Source organism: Yokenella regensburgei ATCC 49455 (genome assembly GCF_000735455.1).
GTDB lineage: Bacteria > Pseudomonadota > Gammaproteobacteria > Enterobacterales > Enterobacteriaceae > Yokenella > Yokenella regensburgei.
This window is the reverse complement of the sequence record NZ_JMPS01000042.1, coordinates 109,020-129,092: the sequence shown is the minus strand read 5'-3', so window position 1 is coordinate 129,092 and position 20,073 is coordinate 109,020. Positions and strand designations below refer to the sequence as shown.

At 55.3% G+C, this 20,073-nt stretch carries 21 protein-coding genes and 1 riboswitch; of the genes, 13 read left to right on the top strand and 8 right to left on the bottom strand.

Annotated features, from left to right (window positions below):
* Positions 1–7: 7 nt before the first annotated feature.
* Positions 8–1,441, top strand: coding sequence for a bifunctional D-glycero-beta-D-manno-heptose-7-phosphate kinase/D-glycero-beta-D-manno-heptose 1-phosphate adenylyltransferase HldE (gene hldE, locus GYRE_RS13130; RefSeq protein WP_038255819.1), 1,434 nt, complete (start codon positions 8–10; stop codon positions 1,439–1,441).
* A gap of 208 nt (positions 1,442–1,649) precedes the next feature.
* Entirely contained in the window at positions 1,650–1,859 is a 210-nt protein-coding gene (glgS, locus tag GYRE_RS13125) for a cell surface composition regulator GlgS (RefSeq protein ID WP_006818259.1), read from the top strand.
* A gap of 63 nt (positions 1,860–1,922) precedes the next feature.
* On the opposite strand, the gene ubiK is transcribed toward glgS, so the two are convergent.
* Complete coding sequence (gene ubiK, locus GYRE_RS13120; protein WP_038255817.1) at positions 1,923–2,213, bottom strand: ubiquinone biosynthesis accessory factor UbiK; 291 nt, start codon at positions 2,211–2,213, stop codon at positions 1,923–1,925.
* 122 nt (positions 2,214–2,335) lie between these two features.
* Positions 2,336–2,485: riboswitch (FMN riboswitch) on the top strand.
* A gap of 107 nt (positions 2,486–2,592) precedes the next feature.
* Here ubiK and ribB point away from each other — a divergent pair.
* Together ribB and ygiD are read left to right on the top strand one after the other, a co-directional pair.
* Positions 2,593–3,246: a 3,4-dihydroxy-2-butanone-4-phosphate synthase gene (ribB, locus tag GYRE_RS13115; RefSeq protein WP_006818261.1), complete on the top strand. Its 654-nt coding sequence runs from the start codon at positions 2,593–2,595 to the stop codon at positions 3,244–3,246.
* Between the two features lie 163 nt (positions 3,247–3,409).
* A complete protein-coding gene (gene ygiD / locus GYRE_RS13110; protein WP_038255815.1) occupies positions 3,410–4,198 on the top strand; it encodes a 4,5-DOPA-extradiol-dioxygenase in 789 nt (262 codons plus the stop codon).
* A gap of 3 nt (positions 4,199–4,201) precedes the next feature.
* Here ygiD and GYRE_RS13105 read toward each other — a convergent pair whose 3' ends face one another.
* The 3 genes from GYRE_RS13105 to tolC form a co-directional block, all read right to left on the bottom strand.
* A complete protein-coding gene (locus tag GYRE_RS13105) occupies positions 4,202–5,362 on the bottom strand; it encodes a glutathionylspermidine synthase family protein (RefSeq protein ID WP_006818263.1) in 1,161 nt (386 codons plus the stop codon).
* A 5-nt stretch (positions 5,363–5,367) separates the two neighbouring features.
* Positions 5,368–6,033, bottom strand: coding sequence for a DUF1190 family protein (locus GYRE_RS13100; protein ID WP_006818264.1), 666 nt, complete (start codon positions 6,031–6,033; stop codon positions 5,368–5,370).
* Positions 6,034–6,178: 145 nt separating this feature from the next.
* Positions 6,179–7,666 carry an outer membrane channel protein TolC gene (gene tolC / locus GYRE_RS13095; RefSeq protein WP_072009074.1) on the bottom strand — a complete coding sequence of 496 codons (1,488 nt, stop codon included), beginning with the start codon at positions 7,664–7,666 and terminating at the stop codon, positions 6,179–6,181.
* A 195-nt stretch (positions 7,667–7,861) separates the two neighbouring features.
* On the opposite strand from tolC, the gene nudF reads away from it, so the two are divergent.
* Genes nudF through parE form a run of 5 tightly spaced genes read left to right on the top strand, consistent with a single transcriptional unit; the run spans position 7,862 to position 12,254 of the window.
* Positions 7,862–8,494 (top strand): ADP-ribose diphosphatase, encoded by a 633-nt coding sequence (nudF, locus tag GYRE_RS13090; RefSeq protein WP_038255811.1) that lies wholly within the window; start codon positions 7,862–7,864, stop codon positions 8,492–8,494.
* On the top strand, positions 8,491–8,913 hold the full coding sequence (locus GYRE_RS13085; RefSeq protein WP_006818267.1) for a DUF1249 family protein: 423 nt from the start codon (positions 8,491–8,493) through the stop codon (positions 8,911–8,913). The genes nudF and GYRE_RS13085 overlap by 4 nt, the downstream gene beginning before the upstream one ends.
* Before the next feature lie 16 nt (positions 8,914–8,929).
* Positions 8,930–9,757, top strand: coding sequence for a 3',5'-cyclic-AMP phosphodiesterase (gene cpdA, locus GYRE_RS13080; protein ID WP_038255809.1), 828 nt, complete (start codon positions 8,930–8,932; stop codon positions 9,755–9,757).
* The gene (gene yqiA / locus GYRE_RS13075) at positions 9,757–10,332 is read left to right on the top strand and encodes an esterase YqiA (RefSeq protein ID WP_006818269.1); all 576 of its coding nucleotides are present in this window, start codon (positions 9,757–9,759) and stop codon (positions 10,330–10,332) included. Before cpdA ends, yqiA begins: the two co-directional genes overlap by 1 nt.
* Positions 10,333–10,358: 26 nt before the next feature.
* On the top strand, positions 10,359–12,254 hold the full coding sequence (parE, locus tag GYRE_RS13070; protein ID WP_006818270.1) for a DNA topoisomerase IV subunit B: 1,896 nt from the start codon (positions 10,359–10,361) through the stop codon (positions 12,252–12,254).
* A gap of 69 nt (positions 12,255–12,323) precedes the next feature.
* Here parE and GYRE_RS13065 read toward each other — a convergent pair whose 3' ends face one another.
* The 4 genes from GYRE_RS13065 to qseB form a co-directional block, all read right to left on the bottom strand.
* Positions 12,324–12,638, bottom strand: coding sequence for a putative quinol monooxygenase (locus GYRE_RS13065; protein ID WP_006818271.1), 315 nt, complete (start codon positions 12,636–12,638; stop codon positions 12,324–12,326).
* 35 nt (positions 12,639–12,673) lie between these two features.
* Positions 12,674–13,255 carry an NAD(P)H-dependent oxidoreductase gene (locus tag GYRE_RS13060; RefSeq protein WP_038255807.1) on the bottom strand — a complete coding sequence of 194 codons (582 nt, stop codon included), beginning with the start codon at positions 13,253–13,255 and terminating at the stop codon, positions 12,674–12,676.
* A gap of 108 nt (positions 13,256–13,363) precedes the next feature.
* A complete protein-coding gene (gene qseC, locus GYRE_RS13055) occupies positions 13,364–14,716 on the bottom strand; it encodes a quorum sensing histidine kinase QseC (RefSeq protein ID WP_373896533.1) in 1,353 nt (450 codons plus the stop codon).
* Positions 14,713–15,369 carry a quorum sensing response regulator transcription factor QseB gene (gene qseB / locus GYRE_RS13050; protein WP_038255851.1) on the bottom strand — a complete coding sequence of 219 codons (657 nt, stop codon included), beginning with the start codon at positions 15,367–15,369 and terminating at the stop codon, positions 14,713–14,715. The genes qseC and qseB overlap by 4 nt, the downstream gene beginning before the upstream one ends.
* Positions 15,370–15,518: 149 nt before the next feature.
* Between qseB and GYRE_RS13045 the strand changes: the two genes are divergently transcribed.
* The 4 genes from GYRE_RS13045 to plsC all read left to right on the top strand — a co-directional run bounded on the left by GYRE_RS13045 (position 15,519) and on the right by plsC (position 20,070).
* Positions 15,519–15,920, top strand: a complete 402-nt coding sequence (locus tag GYRE_RS13045) for a YgiW/YdeI family stress tolerance OB fold protein (RefSeq protein WP_006818275.1) — start codon at positions 15,519–15,521, stop codon at positions 15,918–15,920.
* Positions 15,921–15,987: 67 nt separating this feature from the next.
* Positions 15,988–16,854, top strand: a complete 867-nt coding sequence (locus tag GYRE_RS13040; protein ID WP_038255805.1) for an AraC family transcriptional regulator — start codon at positions 15,988–15,990, stop codon at positions 16,852–16,854.
* 143 nt (positions 16,855–16,997) lie between these two features.
* Complete coding sequence (parC, locus tag GYRE_RS13035) at positions 16,998–19,256, top strand: DNA topoisomerase IV subunit A (RefSeq protein ID WP_038255803.1); 2,259 nt, start codon at positions 16,998–17,000, stop codon at positions 19,254–19,256.
* A gap of 76 nt (positions 19,257–19,332) precedes the next feature.
* On the top strand, positions 19,333–20,070 hold the full coding sequence (plsC, locus tag GYRE_RS13030) for a 1-acylglycerol-3-phosphate O-acyltransferase (protein ID WP_006818278.1): 738 nt from the start codon (positions 19,333–19,335) through the stop codon (positions 20,068–20,070).
* The last annotated feature ends 3 nt before the right edge of the window (positions 20,071–20,073 follow it).

The window sequence follows — 20,073 nt, the reverse complement described above, 5'->3', positions numbered from 1 at the left end:
GTCTGGAATGAAAGTAACGCTGCCAGGGTTTGAACGTGCAGGCGTCATGGTCGTTGGTGATGTGATGCTGGATCGTTACTGGTATGGACCGACCAGCCGTATTTCGCCGGAAGCCCCGGTTCCGGTTGTTAAGGTGGACAGTATTGAAGAGCGTCCAGGTGGTGCGGCGAACGTGGCGATGAACATTGCTTCACTGGGCGCAACCGCGCGTCTGGTGGGTCTCACCGGGATTGATGATGCCGCGCGAGCGCTGAGCAAAGCGCTGGCTGACGTCAACGTGAAGTGCGATTTTGTTACCGTTCCGACACACCCGACTATCACCAAACTGCGCGTACTTTCTCGTAACCAGCAGCTGATCCGTCTCGATTTTGAGGAAGGCTTTGCTGACGTTGATCCGCAGCCGATGCATGAACGTATTCAGCAGGCGCTGGGTAACATCGGTGCATTGGTGCTCTCTGACTACGGTAAAGGAGCGCTTTCCAGCGTGCAGGCGATGATTCAACTGGCGCGTAAAGCCGGAGTGCCGGTGCTTATCGACCCGAAAGGTTCTGAGTTTGAACGCTACCGCGGTGCGACGCTCCTGACCCCGAACCTGTCTGAGTTCGAGGCCGTTGTTGGCAAGTGCAAAGATGAAGCGCAGATTGTTGAGCGTGGCATGAAGCTGATCGCTGATATTGAGCTGTCTGCACTGCTGGTGACTCGTTCTGAGCAAGGGATGACCCTGCTGCAGCCGGGCAAACCGCCGCTGCATATGCCGACGCAGGCGCAGGAAGTGTATGACGTCACCGGTGCTGGTGATACGGTGATTGGCGTGCTGGCGGCGACGCTCGCGTCCGGTGACTCGCTGGAAGAAGCCTGCTTCTTCGCGAACGCGGCGGCGGGTGTCGTGGTAGGTAAGCTCGGTACCTCTACCGTATCTCCGATTGAGCTGGAAAACGCAGTGCGCGGTCGTGCGGACACCGGCTTTGGTGTGATGAGCGAAGCAGAGCTTAAGCTTGCCGTTGCTGCCGCGCGCAAGCGTGGTGAGAAAGTGGTGATGACTAACGGCGTATTCGACATTCTCCATGCTGGCCATGTTTCCTATCTCGCCAACGCGCGTAAGCTCGGCGACCGTCTGATTGTGGCGGTCAACAGCGACGCTTCAACCAAACGCCTGAAAGGGGAAACTCGTCCGGTGAACCCGCTGGAGCAGCGCATGATTGTGCTCGGTGCGCTGGAGTCTGTCGACTGGGTGGTTTCGTTCGAGGAAGACACCCCGCAGCGTCTGATTGCTGGTGTCCTGCCGGACCTGCTGGTCAAAGGCGGTGACTACAAGCCGGACCAAATTGCCGGTAGCGAAGAGGTCTGGGCCAACGGCGGTGAAGTGATGGTTCTCAACTTTGAAGATGGGTGCTCTACGACCAACATCATCAAGAAGATCCAGAAAGACAGCGGCCAGTAACCTTACTCAACGTTGTTGAAAACGAACCCCGGAGCCTGGTGCCCCGGGGTTTTTTTATGCATTTTTGGCGAAAGGATATCATTTATGATTCAGCGCAATTTTTAATCAGTAATTGCGCACTTTTCGCTCATCCATTTTGAGGATATAGAGAAATACTTAGAGTAGATAAAGCTTACAGCAGTTTCAGAACTTGTATGACTGAAGGAGTATGCGGATGAAGCACAGCGATATCTATTCTATGAATAATTTTGATTTCCTGGCGCGCAGCTTCGCCAGAATGGCCGCACAAGGGCAGTCTGTTAACATTGAAGCCGTGACCGGTAATATGGACGATGAACATCGGCACTGGTTCTGCAAACGCTATGAGCTCTATTGCCAGCAGGCGCGGAATGCCAGGGCGCTGGAGCTGGAGCACTAAGCGGCTTTACACGACATAATGCTTTCCTGAAATGACAACGGGCCTGATGGCCCGTTGCTGTTTTTAGTCCTGATTTTCCACCGGCGGGATAGCTGGCGCTGGTGTTACCGCCGCACTGCGGTTTTCCAGTTCGCTCATACGCTGTTCCAGCAAAGCTAACTTCTCACGCGTACGCAGCAGCACCTGGGTTTGTACGTCGAACTCTTCACGGCTGACCAGATCAAGACGGGTCAACTGAGACTGAAGCACCTGACGTATTTTCTTCTCTACATCGTCACCGAAATCACGAAGGCCTTTTGGCATCGATTCGTGAACCTGGCGGGCGATTTGTTCAATTTTTTTCGGGTCAATCATCTTCGTTTCCCTGGGTTTCTCTGTTCTGACGTTCATTGTAGTGCCTGAGCGTCGGTCGATAAACCAGAAATGTTTGCGGTTGATCCATTGCCCAGGATAGTCAATGGCGTTATAGTTATCTCGCTTATTCTCAGGGCGGGGCGAAATTCCCCACCGGCGGTAAATCAGCTGATGCTGAAAGCCCGCGAGCGCTTCAGGCTAACGCCTGAAGGTCAGCAGATCCGGTGTAATTCCGGGGCCGACGGTTAAAGTCCGGATGGGAGAGAGTAACGATCCAGTCGGGCAGAGGCCCGCTCACGTTATTTTTTTGCCGCTTATACGGTACTCCTAAGACTGCCCTGATTCTGGTAACCACAATTTTAATGAGGTTTTTATTACCATGAATCAGACGCTACTTTCCTCTTTTGGTACTCCATTCGAACGTGTAGAACAGGCACTGGCTGCGTTGCGCGAAGGCCGCGGCGTAATGGTGCTGGATGACGAAGACCGTGAAAACGAAGGCGACATGATTTTCGCCGCTGAAACCATGACCGTTGAGCAGATGGCGCTGACTATCCGCCACGGCAGCGGTATTGTTTGCCTGTGCCTGACCGAAGAACGCCGTAAGCAGCTTGAGCTGCCGATGATGGTGGAAAACAACACCAGCGCCTTCGGAACCGGCTTCACGGTAACTATCGAAGCCGCTCACGGTGTCACCACCGGTGTTTCAGCCGCTGACCGTGTTACCACGGTACGTGCAGCTATCGCCGACGGCGCGAAACCCTCCGATCTGCATCGTCCTGGCCACGTGTTCCCGCTGCGCGCGCAGCCGGGTGGCGTACTGACCCGCGGTGGTCACACCGAAGCCACTATCGATCTGGTGACGCTGGCTGGTTTTAAACCAGCAGGTGTCCTGTGTGAACTGACTAACGACGATGGCACCATGGCGCGCGCGCCGGAGTGCATCAAGTTTGCAGGCGAGCACAATATGCCGGTCGTCACTATTGAAGATCTGGTGCAGTACCGCCAAAAGCATGAGCGTAAAGCCAGCTGAGTATGACTAATAACGCCGGGAATAACCCGGCGTTTTTCTTCGCATCGCCTCACTTCGTTCAAATTTTCTGATTAACTTCATCATGCTTATCTGAGTTTATCCGGGTGGAAAAAGGGGTAATGTTGCTGCATACCTTAATTATCATCCCTCTAAGGATAACATCATGTCTCTTACCCGCATGCCAGCGCTGTTTTTAGGTCACGGTAGCCCGATGAACGTGCTGGAAGACAATATCTATACCCGCGCCTGGCAACATCTGGGAGAGACGCTGCCGCGTCCGAAAGCGATTGTGGTGATTTCTGCACACTGGTTTACCCGTGGCACCGGCGTTACCGCGATGGAAACCCCGAAAACGATTCATGATTTCGGTGGATTCCCGCAGGCGTTGTACGACACGCACTATCCGGCTCCGGGCTCTCCGGAACTTGCCGGGCGCTTAGTTGAGCTACTGTCTCCGGTTCCGGTAGCGCTGGATAAAGAAGCCTGGGGTTTTGACCACGGCTCCTGGGGCGTGCTGATAAAAATGTATCCGCAGGCGGATATCCCGATGGTGCAGCTCAGTATCGACAGTACCAAACCGGCGGCCTGGCACATGGAGATCGGGCGTAAGCTCGCCTCGCTTCGTGATGAGGGCATTATGCTCGTTGCCAGCGGCAACGTGGTGCATAACCTGCGTACCGCGCGCTGGCACGGGGAAAACACGCCGTATCCGTGGGCAACATCGTTTAACGACTACGTGAAAGCCAATCTCGACTGGCAGGGACCGACGGAAGCGCACCCGCTGGTGAACTATCTGGCGCATGAAGGTGGCTCGCTGTCGAACCCGACGCCGGACCACTTCCTGCCGCTGCTGTATGTTCTGGGGGCATGGGATGGCAAAGAGCCCATCACTATCCCGGTAGACGGGATCGAAATGGGCTCATTAAGTATGCTGTCAGTGCAAATTGGCTGACGGTTACTCGACGAAAACGTGAGGATAGAAGCGTGACAGATCCTGAGTGATCAGCGCTCTGTCCTCACGGATCCCGATCCCGGCTGGCTGGTCGTTGATGAGCCAGCTGCCGATCAGCGTGTAGCTGTCGCCAAATTTTGGCAACTGCCAGAACTGTTGCACAATCATGCCTTCTTCGCCGTACGGGCCTTCCACCGCCTCAACCACTTTACCGTCTTCAACGATAGAGACGTTAGCGCCTTCGCGGGAGAAGACCGGCTTCATGACATACTTATCCATTGGCGGATAATTGTCTTCGGCAAAGTATGCCGGCAGCAGGTTCGGGTGGTTCGGGAACATCTCCCACAGCATCGGCAGCAATGCTTTGTTGGAGATAATGCTCTTCCAGGCAGGCTCCAGCCAGCGCACCCCCGCGTCTTCAAGCTTGGTAGAGAACATCTCGCGCAGCATGAATTCCCACGGGTAGAGCTTGAACAGGTTACCGATAACCTGATCCTGCAGATCGGTAAACTGGCCTTTCTCGCCCAGACCAATATCTTCCATAAACAGGAATTCGGTGGCAATACCCGCTTCCGCGGCGCAGTCCTGCAGATACTGCACGGTACCGCGATCTTCAACGGTATCGCGGCAGCAGGCTAAATGCAGATACTGGAAACCAAACTGCTCGCGCAGTTCGTTGAAGCGCTCGATCAGCTTTTCCTGCAGGCTGTTGAACTGATCGCTGCCTGCGGGCAGGTTGCCCGCATTCATTTGATCTTCGAGCCAGATCCACTGGAAGAACGCCGCTTCGTACAGCGAGGTCGGGGTGTCGGCATTATTTTCCAGAAGCTTAGGTTCACCGATGCCGTCCCAGGCCAGATCCAGACGCGAGTAGAGCGACGGTTGGTTGGTTTTCCACGACTGGCGGACAAAACCCCAGGTGTGTTTTGGGATGCGGAATTTGGTCATCAGCTCGTCGCTGTCGATAACCTTAGCCACAACCTGCAGGCACATCTGGTGCAGCTCAGCCGTCACATCTTCCAGCTTATCAACCTGTGCCAGAGTGAGTTTGTAAAAAGCATCTTCACACCAGTACGGTTCGCCATACATGGTGTGAAAATTGAAACCGTACTCGGTGGCTTTTTCGCGCCAGTCCGGACGTTCGCTAATGCTGACTCTTTCCATACTGCTTAGCCGCCCATCGAACGAGTGGAGGAAGTGCCAGCGGCGCTACGCTGCATGGTGTTCTGTTTAGCGACAGACTCACCAAAGCCGCCGCGGGTGACGGTGCTGGTGGTAGCTGGTTTCGGCGCCATGGCGGATTTCGGCACAGTCATGGTACGGCCTGGCTGGGCAGCACCGTAGTTTTTACCACCGGCGTCGGTGTACTTACCGTAGGCCGGGCTTGCCGGGTTTTTTGAGGTAAACAGCGGCTGCTGGTTCATGCCGCCGCCCATCAGGCGACCCATCATGTAGCCTGCCATCAGCGGCATCCAGAAGCTACCGCTGCTCTGAGCTTGCGCCTGGTTTTCCGGTGCCATGCCTGCCTGTGCCGGAGCCTGCTGGCACTGGCCTTCACCAAATTCCGCCACGCAGTCTTCACGGGAGGCATATTTCGGAGCAGTACGCTGCGCTTCTTTCATCGCGTTGTTGTAGGCGGTGGTACATTCTGCGCTTTTACCCGGGTTGGCCGTCGAGCAGTCGTCCGCGTTCTGATACATGGAGACCGTTTCGTCGGTTTTTTCACAGCCTGCGAGCATAAACACCGCAGTAATGGCGAGCGCTACGGGCGTCAGATGACGCGCACCCCAGTTCTTTCGGAACGAGGCGTGATTAATCGATTTTGTCCGTTTCATTATTTTCTTCCTGGACCCAGTAGGTTAGTGCTCAGGATAGAGGATGAGTGGTCGAAATTGAAGCGATGGGGGCGGTGGGAAGGGGATCTTTACGTTGCCTTACGTTTATTTTTAGCCCGGTGCAGAATGCACCGGGCTAATAGCATTAGTTACGGAACGGATTCGTACCTTTACTGCTGCTGGTCGTGCTGGTGCGAGCTGAAGCAGGCTGTGCGGCCGGTGCCGCGCTATTGGCGGTGTAGCCGTCAGCGCTGGCGTCCTGCTGCGGGTTTTCCGGTGCCACGGTATCAGCCGTGGTGGATACCGGTTTACCCAGCGCGTTGTTCAGGGCAACCAGATCCTGCTCATTCAGCGTACCGAGCGCAGATTTGATATTCAGCTGGTTAATCAGGTAGCTGTAACGGGCGCTGGAGAGCTGCTGTTTGGCGTTGTACAGGGTGGTGGTGGCATCCAGCACATCAACAATGGTACGAGTACCCACCGAGTAACCGGCTTCCATCGCGTCTAAAGAGCTCTGAGCAGAGACAACGGCCTGTTTGTAGGCGTTGATGCTGCTGATAGAGGCGTTGATGTTGTTGAAGGAGGAACGCACGGTCTGTACGACGCTACGGTGCGCGCTTTCCAGCTGCTCGCTGGCACCAACAAAGTTGTACTGCGCCTGTTTGACCTGAGAAGTAACAGAACCACCGCTATACAACGGCAGGCTGAAGTTCAGGCCAATCTGGTTCTGACCAATAGTACGGTCGGTGTACTGGGTGCCAGTGGCGTTGCTACCGTTATATTTGTTGTCGGTGACACCGGTAGATGCCGTTAACCCGACGGTTGGCATATGGCCGGTTTCTGCGTAGCGAATCTGTTCACGTGCCAGATCCTGGCTCAGACGAGCCTGCAGCAGCGACAGGTTACGGTTTTCCGCTTCTTTCAGCAGGGCGTTCACCGGCTGTGGTTTGTCGGTTTTGAAGTTGCCCACGTTTAGCGAGGCCAGTTCCGGGTAGTAGTTACCGGTTACCTGACGCAGTTGTTCTACTGCGTTATCCAGGTTGTTACGAGCGGTCACTTCGTTTGCCAGTACGGTATCGTACTGTGAACGGGCGTTCTGCACGTCGGTAATGGCAACCAGGCCCACGTTAAAGCGTTGAGTTGTCTGATCTAACTGACGGTATACCGCCTGTTTCTGCGCTTCGGTGTAGGAGAGCGCATCAATCGCGCTCAGCACGTTGAAGTAAGCCGTGGCGCTGTTCAGAATCAGGGTCTGCTGATCGGTCTGATAGGTGACATCCTGAATACCGGCCGTTTTTTCCTGCAACGTCAGCGCACGCCATTTTGACATATCAAAAATGGTCTGCGTCAGGGTCAGCGATCCGCTGGTGGTGTTGGAGTTAATCCCGTTATTATCGCGATAGCCGTTGCTGTAGGTATAATCAGCACCTAATCCCAGCTGCGGCAGTAATGGGCTGCGCGCTTCGTTGATCTTCTCAAATGCTGCATCGCGATCGGCGGCGGACTTACGCAGGTCCGGGTTGCTTGAACGCGCCTGCTGATAAATCTGCAGCAGGTTCTCTGCCTGACTCATGGAACTGAACCCTACGAGGCTCAGGCCGATAAGGATAGGGAGCAATTTCTTCATTTGCATTCCTTGTTGTGAAGCACTTAGCGCTGATCTAATTCGAAAACATTCGCCGATTGTACCAGAGTCTGCCAGTCTAAAAAGTTGGCGTATCGTGCCATCTGGCGTTAATTTGCACCAATCTATCATACCGTTGGTAAAACAGTAGCCAATCTGGCTTGAATTCCATAATTTCATCACTATTGCTAGCAGGACTCAATAATGACAAAGCCTTCCGAGCAGGCCGTGACCTTCTCCAAAAATGATGTAGAAATTATTGCACGTGAATCACTATATCGTGGTTTTTTTTCACTTGATTTATATCGCTTTCGCCACCGTTTGTTTAACGGCGAAATGAGCGGCGAAGTCAGACGCGAAATTTTTGAGCGCGGACATGCGGCGGTCTTGCTACCCTTTGACCCAGTGCGCGATGAAGTCGTGCTGGTGGAGCAGATTCGCATTGCGGCGTATGACACCAGCTCTAGCCCGTGGTTGCTGGAGATGGTTGCCGGAATGATTGAAGAGGGCGAGAGCGTTGAGGACGTCGCGCGTCGCGAAGCGATGGAAGAGGCCGGACTTGACGTCGGACGTACCCGTCCTGTGTTAAGTTATCTGGCAAGCCCGGGCGGGACCAGCGAGCGCCTGTCAATTTTAGTGGGTGAAGTGGACGCCGCGACCGCAAGCGGGATCCACGGTCTGGCAGATGAAAACGAAGACATTCGTGTTCATGTGGTGAGTCGGGAGCAGGCTTACCAGTGGGTTGAAGAGGGGTTAATCGACAACGCAGCCTCTGTCATCGCTCTGCAATGGCTCCAGCTGCATTATCAAGACTTACGACACGAGTGGAAAAAATGAAGCGTTACACACCTGACTTCCCAGAAATGATGCGCCTGTGCGAAACTAACTTCGCGCAGCTGCGACGCCTGCTGCCTCGAACCGATGCACCCGGCGACACGGTGAGCTACCAGGTGGGCAGTGCGCAGTACCGGTTAACAATAACCGAGTCCACCCGCTACACTACGTTGGTGGAAATAGAACAGACGGTGCCGGCAGTGAGCTACTGGAGCCTGCCGTCAATGACCGTGCGGTTATATCACGATGCGATGGTGGCTGAAGTGTGTTCAAGTCAGCAGATCTTTCGCTTCAAAGCGCGGTATGATTACCCGAATAAAAAGTTGCATCAACGCGACGAAAAGCATCAAATTAACCAGTTCCTCGCGGACTGGCTGAGATACTGTTTTGCACATGGAGCGATGGCGATTCCGGTTTACTAGTACCTAAGGACACCATTTGGAAAGCCTGTTAAACCTACCTTTGGCTGGTGGAGCCAGGGTCAGGATATTACAAATAACTGATACTCACCTGTTTGCAGAGAAACATGAAACGCTGTTAGGGGTTAACACCTGGGAAAGTTACCAGGCGGTGCTGGAAGCCATCCGAGCCTCGAAGCGTGAGTGTGACCTGATTGTGGCAACAGGCGATTTAGCACAAGATCATTCTACCGCGGCCTATCAGCACTTTGCTGAGGGTATCGCGAGCTTCGCTGCGCCCTGCGTCTGGCTACCGGGCAATCATGATTTTCAGCCGGCAATGTACAGCACCCTGCAGGATGCTGGTATCTCTCCGGCCAAGCGCGCCCTTATTGGTGATAACTGGCAGATCCTGCTGCTCGACAGTCAGGTTTTCGGCGTGCCGCACGGTGAGCTGAGCGAGTTCCAACTGGAGTGGCTGGAGAACAAACTGGCTGAGGCTCCGGAGCGCTATACGCTTCTGCTGTTACATCATCATCCGCTTCCGGCCGGTTGCAGCTGGCTCGATCAGCACAGCCTGCGTAACTCGGCAGCGCTCGATCGCGTGCTGGCGAAGTTCCCACGGGTGAAGAATCTGCTGTGTGGGCATATTCATCAGGAGATGGATGTCGACTGGAACGGTCGCCGAATGATGGCAACGCCTTCCACCTGCGTACAGTTCAAACCGCACTGCGCGAACTTCACCCTGGACACCATCGGGCCAGGCTGGCGCTGGATTGAGCTGCATGCCGATGGCACGTTGACCACGGAAGTTTGCCGCCTCGAAAGCGCCAAGTTCCGCCCTGATACCGCTTCAGAAGGCTACTGATGTCCACGCTTCTCTATTTGCACGGATTTAACAGCTCACCTCGCTCAGCGAAGGCGACTGCGATGAAGCAGTGGCTGGCGCAGCATCACCCTGACATCACCATGCTGGTGCCGCAGCTTCCGGCTTTTCCGGCGCAGGCGGCAGAGCTGCTCGAGAGTCTGGTGCTGGCACGCGGCGGTGAGCCGCTGGCGGTGGTTGGATCTTCGCTGGGTGGCTACTACGCCACCTGGCTCTCTCAGTGTTTTATGTTGCCAGCGGTGGTGGTGAACCCGGCTGTGCGACCGTTTGAACTGCTGCAGAACTATCTTGGGCACAACGAGAATCCCTACACCGGGGAACAATATGTGCTAGAGTCACGCCATATTTACGATCTCAAAGTGATGCAGATCGACCCGCTGGAATCACCCGATCTCATCTGGTTACTCCAGCAAACGGGCGATGAAGTGCTTGATTACCGACAGGCGGTGGCATACTACGCCTCCTGCCGCCAGACGGTGGAGGAGGGCGGAAATCACGCATTTATCGGCTTTGAAGATCACTTCACACAGATTATCAATTTTCTGGGTTTGCCTTGAGCCACCCTTCGACCTACGAACAGACCATGACGCAATCTTCATATAACGCTGATGCCATTGAGGTACTCACCGGGCTTGAGCCGGTTCGCCGCCGCCCGGGAATGTATACTGACACGACTCGCCCTAACCATCTGGGCCAGGAAGTCATTGATAACAGCGTGGACGAAGCGCTGGCGGGCCACGCAAAACGCGTGGAAGTTATCCTGCATGCCGATCAATCGCTGGAAGTCATTGATGACGGTCGCGGTATGCCGGTGGATATCCATCCGGAAGAAGGCGTCCCGGCGGTTGAGCTGATCCTCTGTCGTCTGCATGCGGGCGGCAAATTCTCGAACAAGAACTATCAGTTCTCCGGTGGTCTTCACGGCGTTGGGATCTCTGTCGTTAACGCCCTGTCAAAACGGGTTGAAGTTACGGTTCGACGTGATGCCCAGGTCTACAGCATCGCCTTTGAGAACGGCGATAAAGTGGAAGATTTGCAGGTGGTCGGTACCTGCGGTAAACGCAATACCGGTACCAGCGTGCACTTCTGGCCGGACGAAAGTTTCTTCGACAGCCCGCGTTTCTCCGTTTCCCGACTCACTCACTTGCTGAAAGCCAAAGCGGTGTTGTGCCCGGGCGTTGAGATTGTTTTTAAAGACAAAGTTAACAATACCGAGCAGACCTGGCGCTACGAAGATGGCCTGAACGACTATCTGTGCGAAGCGGTTAACGGTCTGCCGCTGCTGCCTGAGAAGCCGTTCGTCGGCAATTTTGAGGGCGATACCGAGGCCGTTGACTGGGCGCTGCTGTGGCTGCCGGAAGGCGGTGAACTGCTTACCGAAAGCTATGTGAACCTGATCCCGACGATGCAGGGTGGTACGCACGTTAACGGTCTGCGCCAGGGCTTGCTCGACGCGATGCGCGAGTTCTGCGAGTACCGCAATATTCTGCCGCGCGGCGTGAAGCTCTCGGCGGAGGATATCTGGGATCGCTGTGCCTACGTGCTGTCAGTCAAAATGCAGGATCCGCAGTTTGCCGGCCAGACCAAAGAGCGTCTCTCTTCGCGTCAGTGTGCGGCATTCGTTTCCGGCGTGGTGAAAGATGCCTTCAGCCTGTGGCTGAACCAGAACGTCCAGGCGGCAGAACTGCTGGCCGAAATGGCGATTTCCAGCGCCCAGCGTCGTCTGCGCGCGGCGAAAAAAGTGGTACGTAAAAAACTGACCAGCGGTCCGGCGCTGCCCGGGAAACTGGCCGACTGTACCGCTCAGGATCTCAATCGCACCGAACTGTTCCTCGTAGAAGGTGACTCGGCGGGCGGATCCGCCAAACAGGCGCGCGATCGTGAGTATCAGGCGATCATGCCGCTCAAAGGTAAGATCCTTAACACCTGGGAAGTTTCCTCCGACGAAGTTCTGGCCTCGCAGGAAGTACACGATATCTCGGTGGCGATCGGCATCGATCCGGACAGTGACGATCTCAGCCAGCTGCGCTACGGCAAGATCTGTATCCTGGCGGATGCGGACTCCGATGGCCTGCACATCGCCACGCTTCTGTGCGCGCTGTTTGTGAAACACTTCCGTACCCTGGTGAAACAGGGGCATGTGTACGTGGCGCTGCCGCCGCTCTACCGTATCGATCTCGGTAAAGAGGTGTACTACGCGCTGACGGAAGAAGAAAAAGCCGGCGTGCTTGAACAGCTTAAACGCAAGAAAGGGAAGCCGAACGTGCAGCGCTTTAAAGGTCTGGGTGAGATGAACCCGATGCAGCTGCGCGAAACCACGCTTGATCCCAACACTCGTCGTCTGGTGCAGCTCATCATTACTGATGAAGATGAACAGCAGACCACCGCGATGATGGACATGCTGCTTGCCAAGAAGCGTTCGGAAGATCGTCGTAACTGGTTACAGGAAAAAGGTGACCTGGCGGATATCGAAGGTTAATACAACAAAAGGCGGGTAGCCTTCGCTTACCCGCCTCATTTCACTCACGCAAGTTTTTATCCTGCGGAATTAAACACCCTGCTCAAGAATACGAATGTGCGTTTCCAGCACGTCGCCTTTCACCGCTTCGCTCCACGCTTTCATGTGCGGAGTCTGCAGATGCGCTTCAAGATGCGCCACAGTTTCCCACAGTTCAACCATCACGATGGAGTCCGGCGCGGTTGCCTGGAAGCTCACGTCAGCGGCATGGTCTACCAGCGGCGCATAGCCGTGGCAGCCTTCTTCTTTCAACACGGTTGGAATAATTTTCGCAAATTCATCCAGCACAGCCTGGCGGTGATGTTGGCCAGGACGGGTGCGGATTTCAGCAATGATCGTCAACATGGTACCTTCAACTCCTTCTGTTATTAGAGTTCTAGTTAACCAAAAATCGCGGTCAGATGCTTGCGATATTCTGCGATATAGCTCGGTACATCAGGCATTTTAATCACGTCGTTGACGATAAAGGTTGGCAGCGCTTCCATTCCCAGGAACTGGTTGGCTTTGTGGAACGGCAGATACACGCCGTCAACGCCCACGCCGTGGAAGAACTGTGCTTTATCGTCAAAGGCTTCCATCGGCGCGTTCCAGGTGAGAGACAGCATGTATTTTTTGCCCTGGATAAGGCCGCCGGAACCGTATTTTTTGTTGGCATCAGAGCGGGTGCGACCGTCGCTGGCGTACAGTGAACCATGGCCTTCGGTGAAGATATCGTCGATGTACTTTTTCACGGTCCATGGCGCACCCATCCACCAACCCGGCATTTGCCAGATGATGACGTCAGCCCATAGGAAGTTTTGTACTTCAGCTTTGATATCGTAATCGCTGTCAGCGCGAACAATTTTAACATCATGCCCGGCGTCGCGCAGATGGCCATCCGCGACCTCGGTCAGGGTGTCATTCAGCTGGCCATTAGAGTGGGCAAATTTTTTTGCACCGTTAATAATCAGAATGTTGCTCATGTCATGTCCTCAAAATAAGCGTTTGTCCACAATAATACGCGGGCTAACGATGTGAGAGAACAGGCAAAATGTGCAAAGTCTTTTGCTAAATGAGCAATAATCTGCCGCTTACCAGCGCACGCAGACGGTGAACCCGCCCTCCGGCGCATTGGCAAAACTGACCGACATCTGGTGCAGCAAGGCAATACGGCGAACGATAGATAATCCCAGCCCGCTGCCGGTTTCATCTTGCCCCGGCGGACGATAGAAACGCTCGCCAATCCTTGCCAACGCCTCGGCGCTCACTCCAGGGCCATTATCACGCACGCTGAACTGACCGCTGCTGAGCGTGACGTCTATCTGGCTGCCGTGTGGCGTGTAGCGAATGGCGTTATCGAGCAGGTTACGCACCAGCAGGCTCAGCAGCAGCGGCTGCCCGGTGCGTTCAACGTGGGGGGTATCGAGATGCAGGCGGATATCGATTCCCGCCTGCTGCGCCGGATAGTACGCATCGATCACCGCCGACTGCAGTAAGTCTTCAAGGGCGATGGGCGCAACGTCGTCGAGGTTCTCCAGTGAATCGAGGCGGGAAAGCGTCAGCAGCTGTTCGACCAGCCGGGAGGCGCGGTCAATGCCGGTGTGCAGCTGGCTCAGCGCCTTCTCGCGCGCCTGTGGGTCATCCATCGACAGTTGCGCCACTTCGGTTTGCACCTTCAGCGCGGTCAGCGGGCTGCGCAGTTCGTGGGCCGCGTCGGAGGTAAACTGCCGCTCACGTACCATCATGGTGTGGGTACGGGTAAAGAGCTGGTTCAGCGCTTCGACCAGCGGACGAACTTCGCTCGGTACGCCCTCAGTACGCAGCAGGTCGGCGGATTCCGGCTCCCGAACCCGAAGCGTCTGGGTGATTTTTTTGAGCGGAGCCAGCTCGCGGCTGAGCAAAAAGAACAACAGCAGAAGCATCAGCGGTAGCGCAATCAGCCACGGCGTCAGCTGCGACGTAATGATATCGAGCGCCATTTCCTGGCGGTAATCCCACTCCTGGCCGACCACGATGCGGTGCTTGCCGTCACTGGTGGTGAGCCACAGGAAGCGCCACTCGTCGTCATCGTCCTTCAGGTGCCCATCGTCGAAACCTTCTCGGCGATAGTTGTACGGGATCTCACGGCCGTTCTCGCCGTCATGCAACACAAGCTTGCCGTCGGCGGTAAAAATAGCGAAGGCCAGCGCGTCATCATCAAGATGACCGTGCTTGATTTTTTTCCGCTCAGGAAGCGGTGGGGTGAGGGCGGTGATATCGGCAAAATGCATGGCGCTCAGGCGTTTGGCGAACAGCATCTGCTGGGTATCGAACAGCTTATCGAGCTTTTTGGAGGTCTGGTGCCAGGCCATCAGGCTGGCGCTGCCCCAGGCGACCAGCGTCAGCAGCAGAAACAGCAGCGTCAGACGCAGGCGGAGGCTCAGTTGGCGAAAACGCATTATCATTGACTCAGGGTATAGCCGATGCCGTGCACCGTGCGGATAAAATCACTGCCGAGCTTGCGGCGCAGATGGTGGACGTGCACCTCCACGGCGTTGCTGGACACGTCGTCGTCCCAGTTGTAGAGCTTCTCTTCAATAAGCTTACGCGGCAGCACGCGACCCACGTTGCGCAGCAGAAGCTCCAGCAGGGCGAACTCTTTCGGTTTCAGTGTAAGGGGCTCATCGTTTAGCGTGGCGGTGAGCTTTCCCGGGTCGAGGGTGACGGCACCGTGCTGCAACACGTTGCTCGACTGACCGTGGGCGCGGCGAATCAGCGCTTCCAGGCGGGCGGCCACTTCAATCAGGGCAAACGGCTTACACAGATAATCATCGGCGCCGAGCCGCAATCCTTCCACGCGCTGCGAGAGCGCATCGCGGGCGGTCAAAATCAGCACCGGTTCGCTGTGCCCTTTTGCCCGCCACTCACGCAGAATGTCCAGCCCGTCGATACCCGGTAGTGAGAGGTCAAGAATCACCGCATCATAAGGTGCGCTGTACAGTGCGCTGCGCCCTTCATCGCCGCGGGTAAACCAGTCCAGACTGAAGCCCATTTTGCTAAGTCCGGTCTTTAATCCGTCACCGATGAGCTTGTCATCTTCTACCAAAAGAATGCGCATAATAAAGTCCAATATCACCACCGGGGAAACTCAGTAAACCCTTTCAGAATGGCTGCTGTACAGCATTTTTAAATATTTTTCTCCCTTAAGAAGTTGTTAAGTTTTATCCTGTTTACTGGATGTCATTGAGATACCAATGGAGAAGATAAATGAAAAAAGTAGCTGCTTTGACCGCCGTTCTGGTACTGATGTCTGCACCGGTATTTGCTGCCAACACTCAGGGCGGTTTTACCGGACCTGGTACCACCACCACGACACAAACTCAGGCCGGAGGATTCCAGGGGCCGAGCGGAAGCGTCACCACGGTTGCGAATGCTAAAGGTCTGCGCGACGATACCTGGGTCACTCTGCGTGGTAACATCGTGGAGCGCATCTCTGATGATAAATACACCTTTAAAGATGCGTCCGGCACGGTGAATATAGATATCGACCACAAACGCTGGAACGGTCAGACCATCACCCCGCAGGATGTGGTTGAGATCCAGGGTGAAGTTGATAAAGACTGGAACTCTGTTGAGATTGACGTTAAACAGATTAGCAAAGTGAAATAACACATTGCGCAAGATCGGTCAGGATCGCCCCCCGCGATCCTGACAAAGTACACCGCAGGAGGACGTAATGAATGACAGTCTGAAAGCGGTGTACGCGGCGCGATTTCGCGATGTTTGCGACTATATTGCCCGCCACCTTGATGAACCCCTGTCGCTGGAACAACTGAGCCGCATCGCCTGCTGCTCGCCATACCACTTTCATCGACAGTTTACGGCGTACAGCGGCCAGCCGTTGTACCGCTACATTCAGTGGTTGCGTCTGCGGCATGCCTCATGGCGGCTGGCGTTTAAACCACAGGATAAAATCATCGACATCGCCCTGGATACCGGGTTTCAGAACCCGGAGTCGTTCACCCGCGCCTTCAAAGTCGCGCTGGGGAAAAGCCCGCGTCAGTTCCGCACTGAGCCGGACTGGACGCAGTGGCACCTGCGCGTACCTAAAAATACTTTTCAGGAGCAAATTTCGATGAACGTTAAGGTTATCGACTTCCCGCGTACGCTGGTGGCGAAGATAGCGCATCGCGGCAGCGCCGAGCGGGTGAACGACAGCGCGGCGATATTTATTCAGTGGCGTAAAAGCACCGGACTATCGCCGGTGCCATCAAGCCAGACCTACGGCATTGCCTGGGATGATCCGGAAACCACGCCGCCCGAAGCGTTTCGCTTTGATATTTGCGGTAGTGTAAGTGCCCCGGTGCCGGAGAATCGCTTTGGGGTGGTAAATGATGAAATCCCCGCCGGGCGCTGCGCGGTAGTGCGCCACAGCGGTTCGCTGGATACGGTTTCACAAAGCGTCTGGTATTTATTCCGCGACTGGCTGCCGCAAAGCGGTGAAACGGCCCGCGATTTTCCGGTCTTTTTCCAGTACCTGAATTTCGTGCATGACGTGGCGGAGCACGAGCTGCAGACCGATATTTATTTACCGCTGAAGTAAATCCACTCCGGGCGAAACCTGGCCCGGAGTCCTGCCAAATTGTCGCCAGACGCCCCTGTGACTCAGCGCGCCAGATAGGGTATTATCGCGGGTAGTTTTGCCGCCTGCACCAGACCGGCGCATCAATAAAGGAATCACAGTTAATGAGCGATATGGCAGAGCGCCTTGCGCTACATGAATTCACGGAAAATGCGTATCTGAACTACTCCATGTACGTCATCATGGACAGGGCGCTACCGTTTATTGGCGATGGCCTGAAGCCGGTTCAACGCCGCATCGTGTACGCGATGTCTGAGCTGGGGCTGAGCGCCAGCGCAAAATTTAAAAAATCTGCCCGTACCGTCGGTGACGTGCTGGGTAAATACCATCCGCACGGCGACAGCGCCTGTTATGAAGCGATGGTACTGATGGCACAGCCGTTCTCCTATCGTTATCCGCTGGTCGATGGCCAGGGGAACTGGGGGGCACCGGACGATCCGAAATCCTTCGCGGCGATGCGTTACACCGAGTCTCGTCTGTCCAAATATGCCGAATTGCTGCTGGGCGAGCTCGGGCAGGGGACCGCGGACTGGGTGCCGAACTTCGACGGTACGATGCAGGAGCCGAAGATGCTGCCTGCGCGTCTGCCAAACATCCTGCTGAACGGTACCACCGGGATCGCGGTGGGCATGGCGACCGACATTCCCCCGCACAACCTGCGCGAAGTGGCGAACGCCGCTATCACCCTGATTGAAAAACCGAAGACCACGCTCGATGAGCTGCTGGATATCGTTCAGGGGCCGGATTACCCGACCGAAGCGGAAATCATCACCCCGCGTGCGGAAATTCGCAAAATCTACCAGAACGGTCGCGGCTCCGTGCGCATGCGCGCGGTGTGGAATAAAGAAGACGGGGCGGTGGTTATTACCGCGCTGCCGCACCAGGTGTCCGGCGCGAAGGTGCTGGAGCAAATCGCCAGCCAGATGCGCAATAAAAAGCTGCCGATGGTGGACGATCTGCGCGATGAGTCAGACCACGAAAACCCGACTCGTCTGGTGATTGTGCCGCGCTCAAACCGCGTCGATATGGAGCAGGTGATGAACCACCTGTTTGCTACCACCGATCTGGAAAAAAGCTACCGTATCAACCTGAACATGATTGGTCTGGACGGTCGCCCGGCGGTGAAAAACCTGCTTGAGATCCTGACCGAATGGCTTGCCTTCCGTCGCGACACGGTGACGCGTCGACTGAACTATCGTCTGGAAAAAGTGCTGAAGCGCCTGCATATCCTCGAAGGTTTGCTGATTGCGTTTCTCAATATCGACGAAGTCATCCACATCATCCGCAGTGAAGATGAGCCGAAGCCGGTGCTGATGTCGCGCTTTGGTATCAGCGAAACGCAGGCCGAATCGATCCTCGAGCTTAAACTGCGCCACCTCGCCAAACTGGAAGAGATGAAGATCCGCGGCGAGCAGAACGATCTTGAGAAAGAGCGCGATCAGCTGCAGGCGATCCTCGCCTCTGAGCGCAAAATGAATACCCTGCTGAAGAAAGAGCTGCAGGCCGATGCCGATGCCTATGGCGATGACCGTCGTTCCCCGCTGCGCGAGCGCGAAGAAGCGAAGGCGATGAACGAGCACGATATGCTGCCGTCTGAGCCGGTGACCATTGTGCTGTCGCAGATGGGCTGGGTTCGCAGTGCCAAAGGCCATGACATCGACGCCCAGGGGCTGAGCTATAAATCCGGTGACAGCTGGAAGTCCTCAGCGAAAGGTAAGAGCAACCAGCCGGTGGTGTTTATTGATACCACCGGGCGGAGCTACGCGATTGACCCTATCACGCTGCCGTCGGCGCGTGGCCAGGGCGAGCCGCTGACCGGTAAACTGACGTTACCGCCGGGCGCGACCGTTGAGCATATGCTGATGGAAGGCGACGAGCAGAAACTGCTGATGGCATCCGACGCCGGTTACGGCTTTGTCTGCACCTTTAACGATCTGGTAGCGCGCAACCGTGCCGGTAAAGCGGTTATCACGCTTCCGGATAACGCGCAGGTGATGCCGCCGGTCGTTATCGAAGACGAATCTGACATGCTCCTCGCGATCACCACCGCGGGCCGGATGCTGATGTTCCCGGTCAGCGACCTGCCGCAGCTGTCGAAAGGTAAGGGTAACAAGATTATCAATATCGCTTCGGCGGATGCCGCGAAAGGGGTTGATGGCCTGGCGCATCTGTATATCCTGCCACCGCAAAGCACGCTGACTATCCATGTCGGCAAGCGCAAAATTAAACTGCGTCCGGAAGAACTGCAGAAAGTAACCGGCGAGCGCGGGCGTCGCGGTACCCTGATGCGCGGCCTGCAGAAAATCGACAGGATTGATATCGATTCACCGATGCGCCCCGCCGCAGGCGATAGCGAAGAGTAAAAACAAACGCCCCTGAAGCAGAGGGGCGTGTTAAAATTTGCTGCAAAACCCAAGGGTTAGGGTTTCAGAGGGTGTTATGTTATTCATTTTTCGACTTATTATCGCTGTTATCTACTGTATTCTGGTGTGTATAGTTGGCTGCATCTACTGCCTGTTCAGCCCGCGTAATCCAAAACACGTTGCTACTTTCGGCCATATGTTTGGCAGAATGGCGCCGCTGTTCGGTTTGAAAGTAGAACTGCGTAAACCCGCAGATGCAGATACCTACGGCAATGCGATTTACATCGGTAATCACCAGAACAATTACGATATGGTGACCGCCTCTAACATTGTTCAGCCGCCTACGGTGACCGTCGGGAAAAAGAGCCTGATATGGATCCCGTTCTTTGGCCAGCTGTACTGGCTGACCGGCAACCTGCTGATTGACCGTAATAACCGTGCGAAAGCGCACAACACCATTACCGAAGTGGTGAATAACTTTAAAACGCGCCGGATTTCGTTCTGGATGTTCCCGGAAGGTACCCGCAGCCGTGGGCGTGGCCTGCTGCCGTTTAAAACCGGGGCATTTCACGCGGCAATTGCGGCAGGCGTCCCGATTATTCCTGTGTGTGTTTCCAATACATCGAATAAGATTAATTTGAATCGCCTGAACAACGGCCTGGTGATCGTGGAAATGTTGCCTCCGGTGGATACCAGCAACTGGAACAAAGATCAGATCCGTGAACTGGCGACCCACTGCCGCGAGCTGATGGCAGCGAAGATTGATGAGTTAAATCAGGAAGTCGCACAGCGAGAAGCGGCCGGAAAAATCTAATAA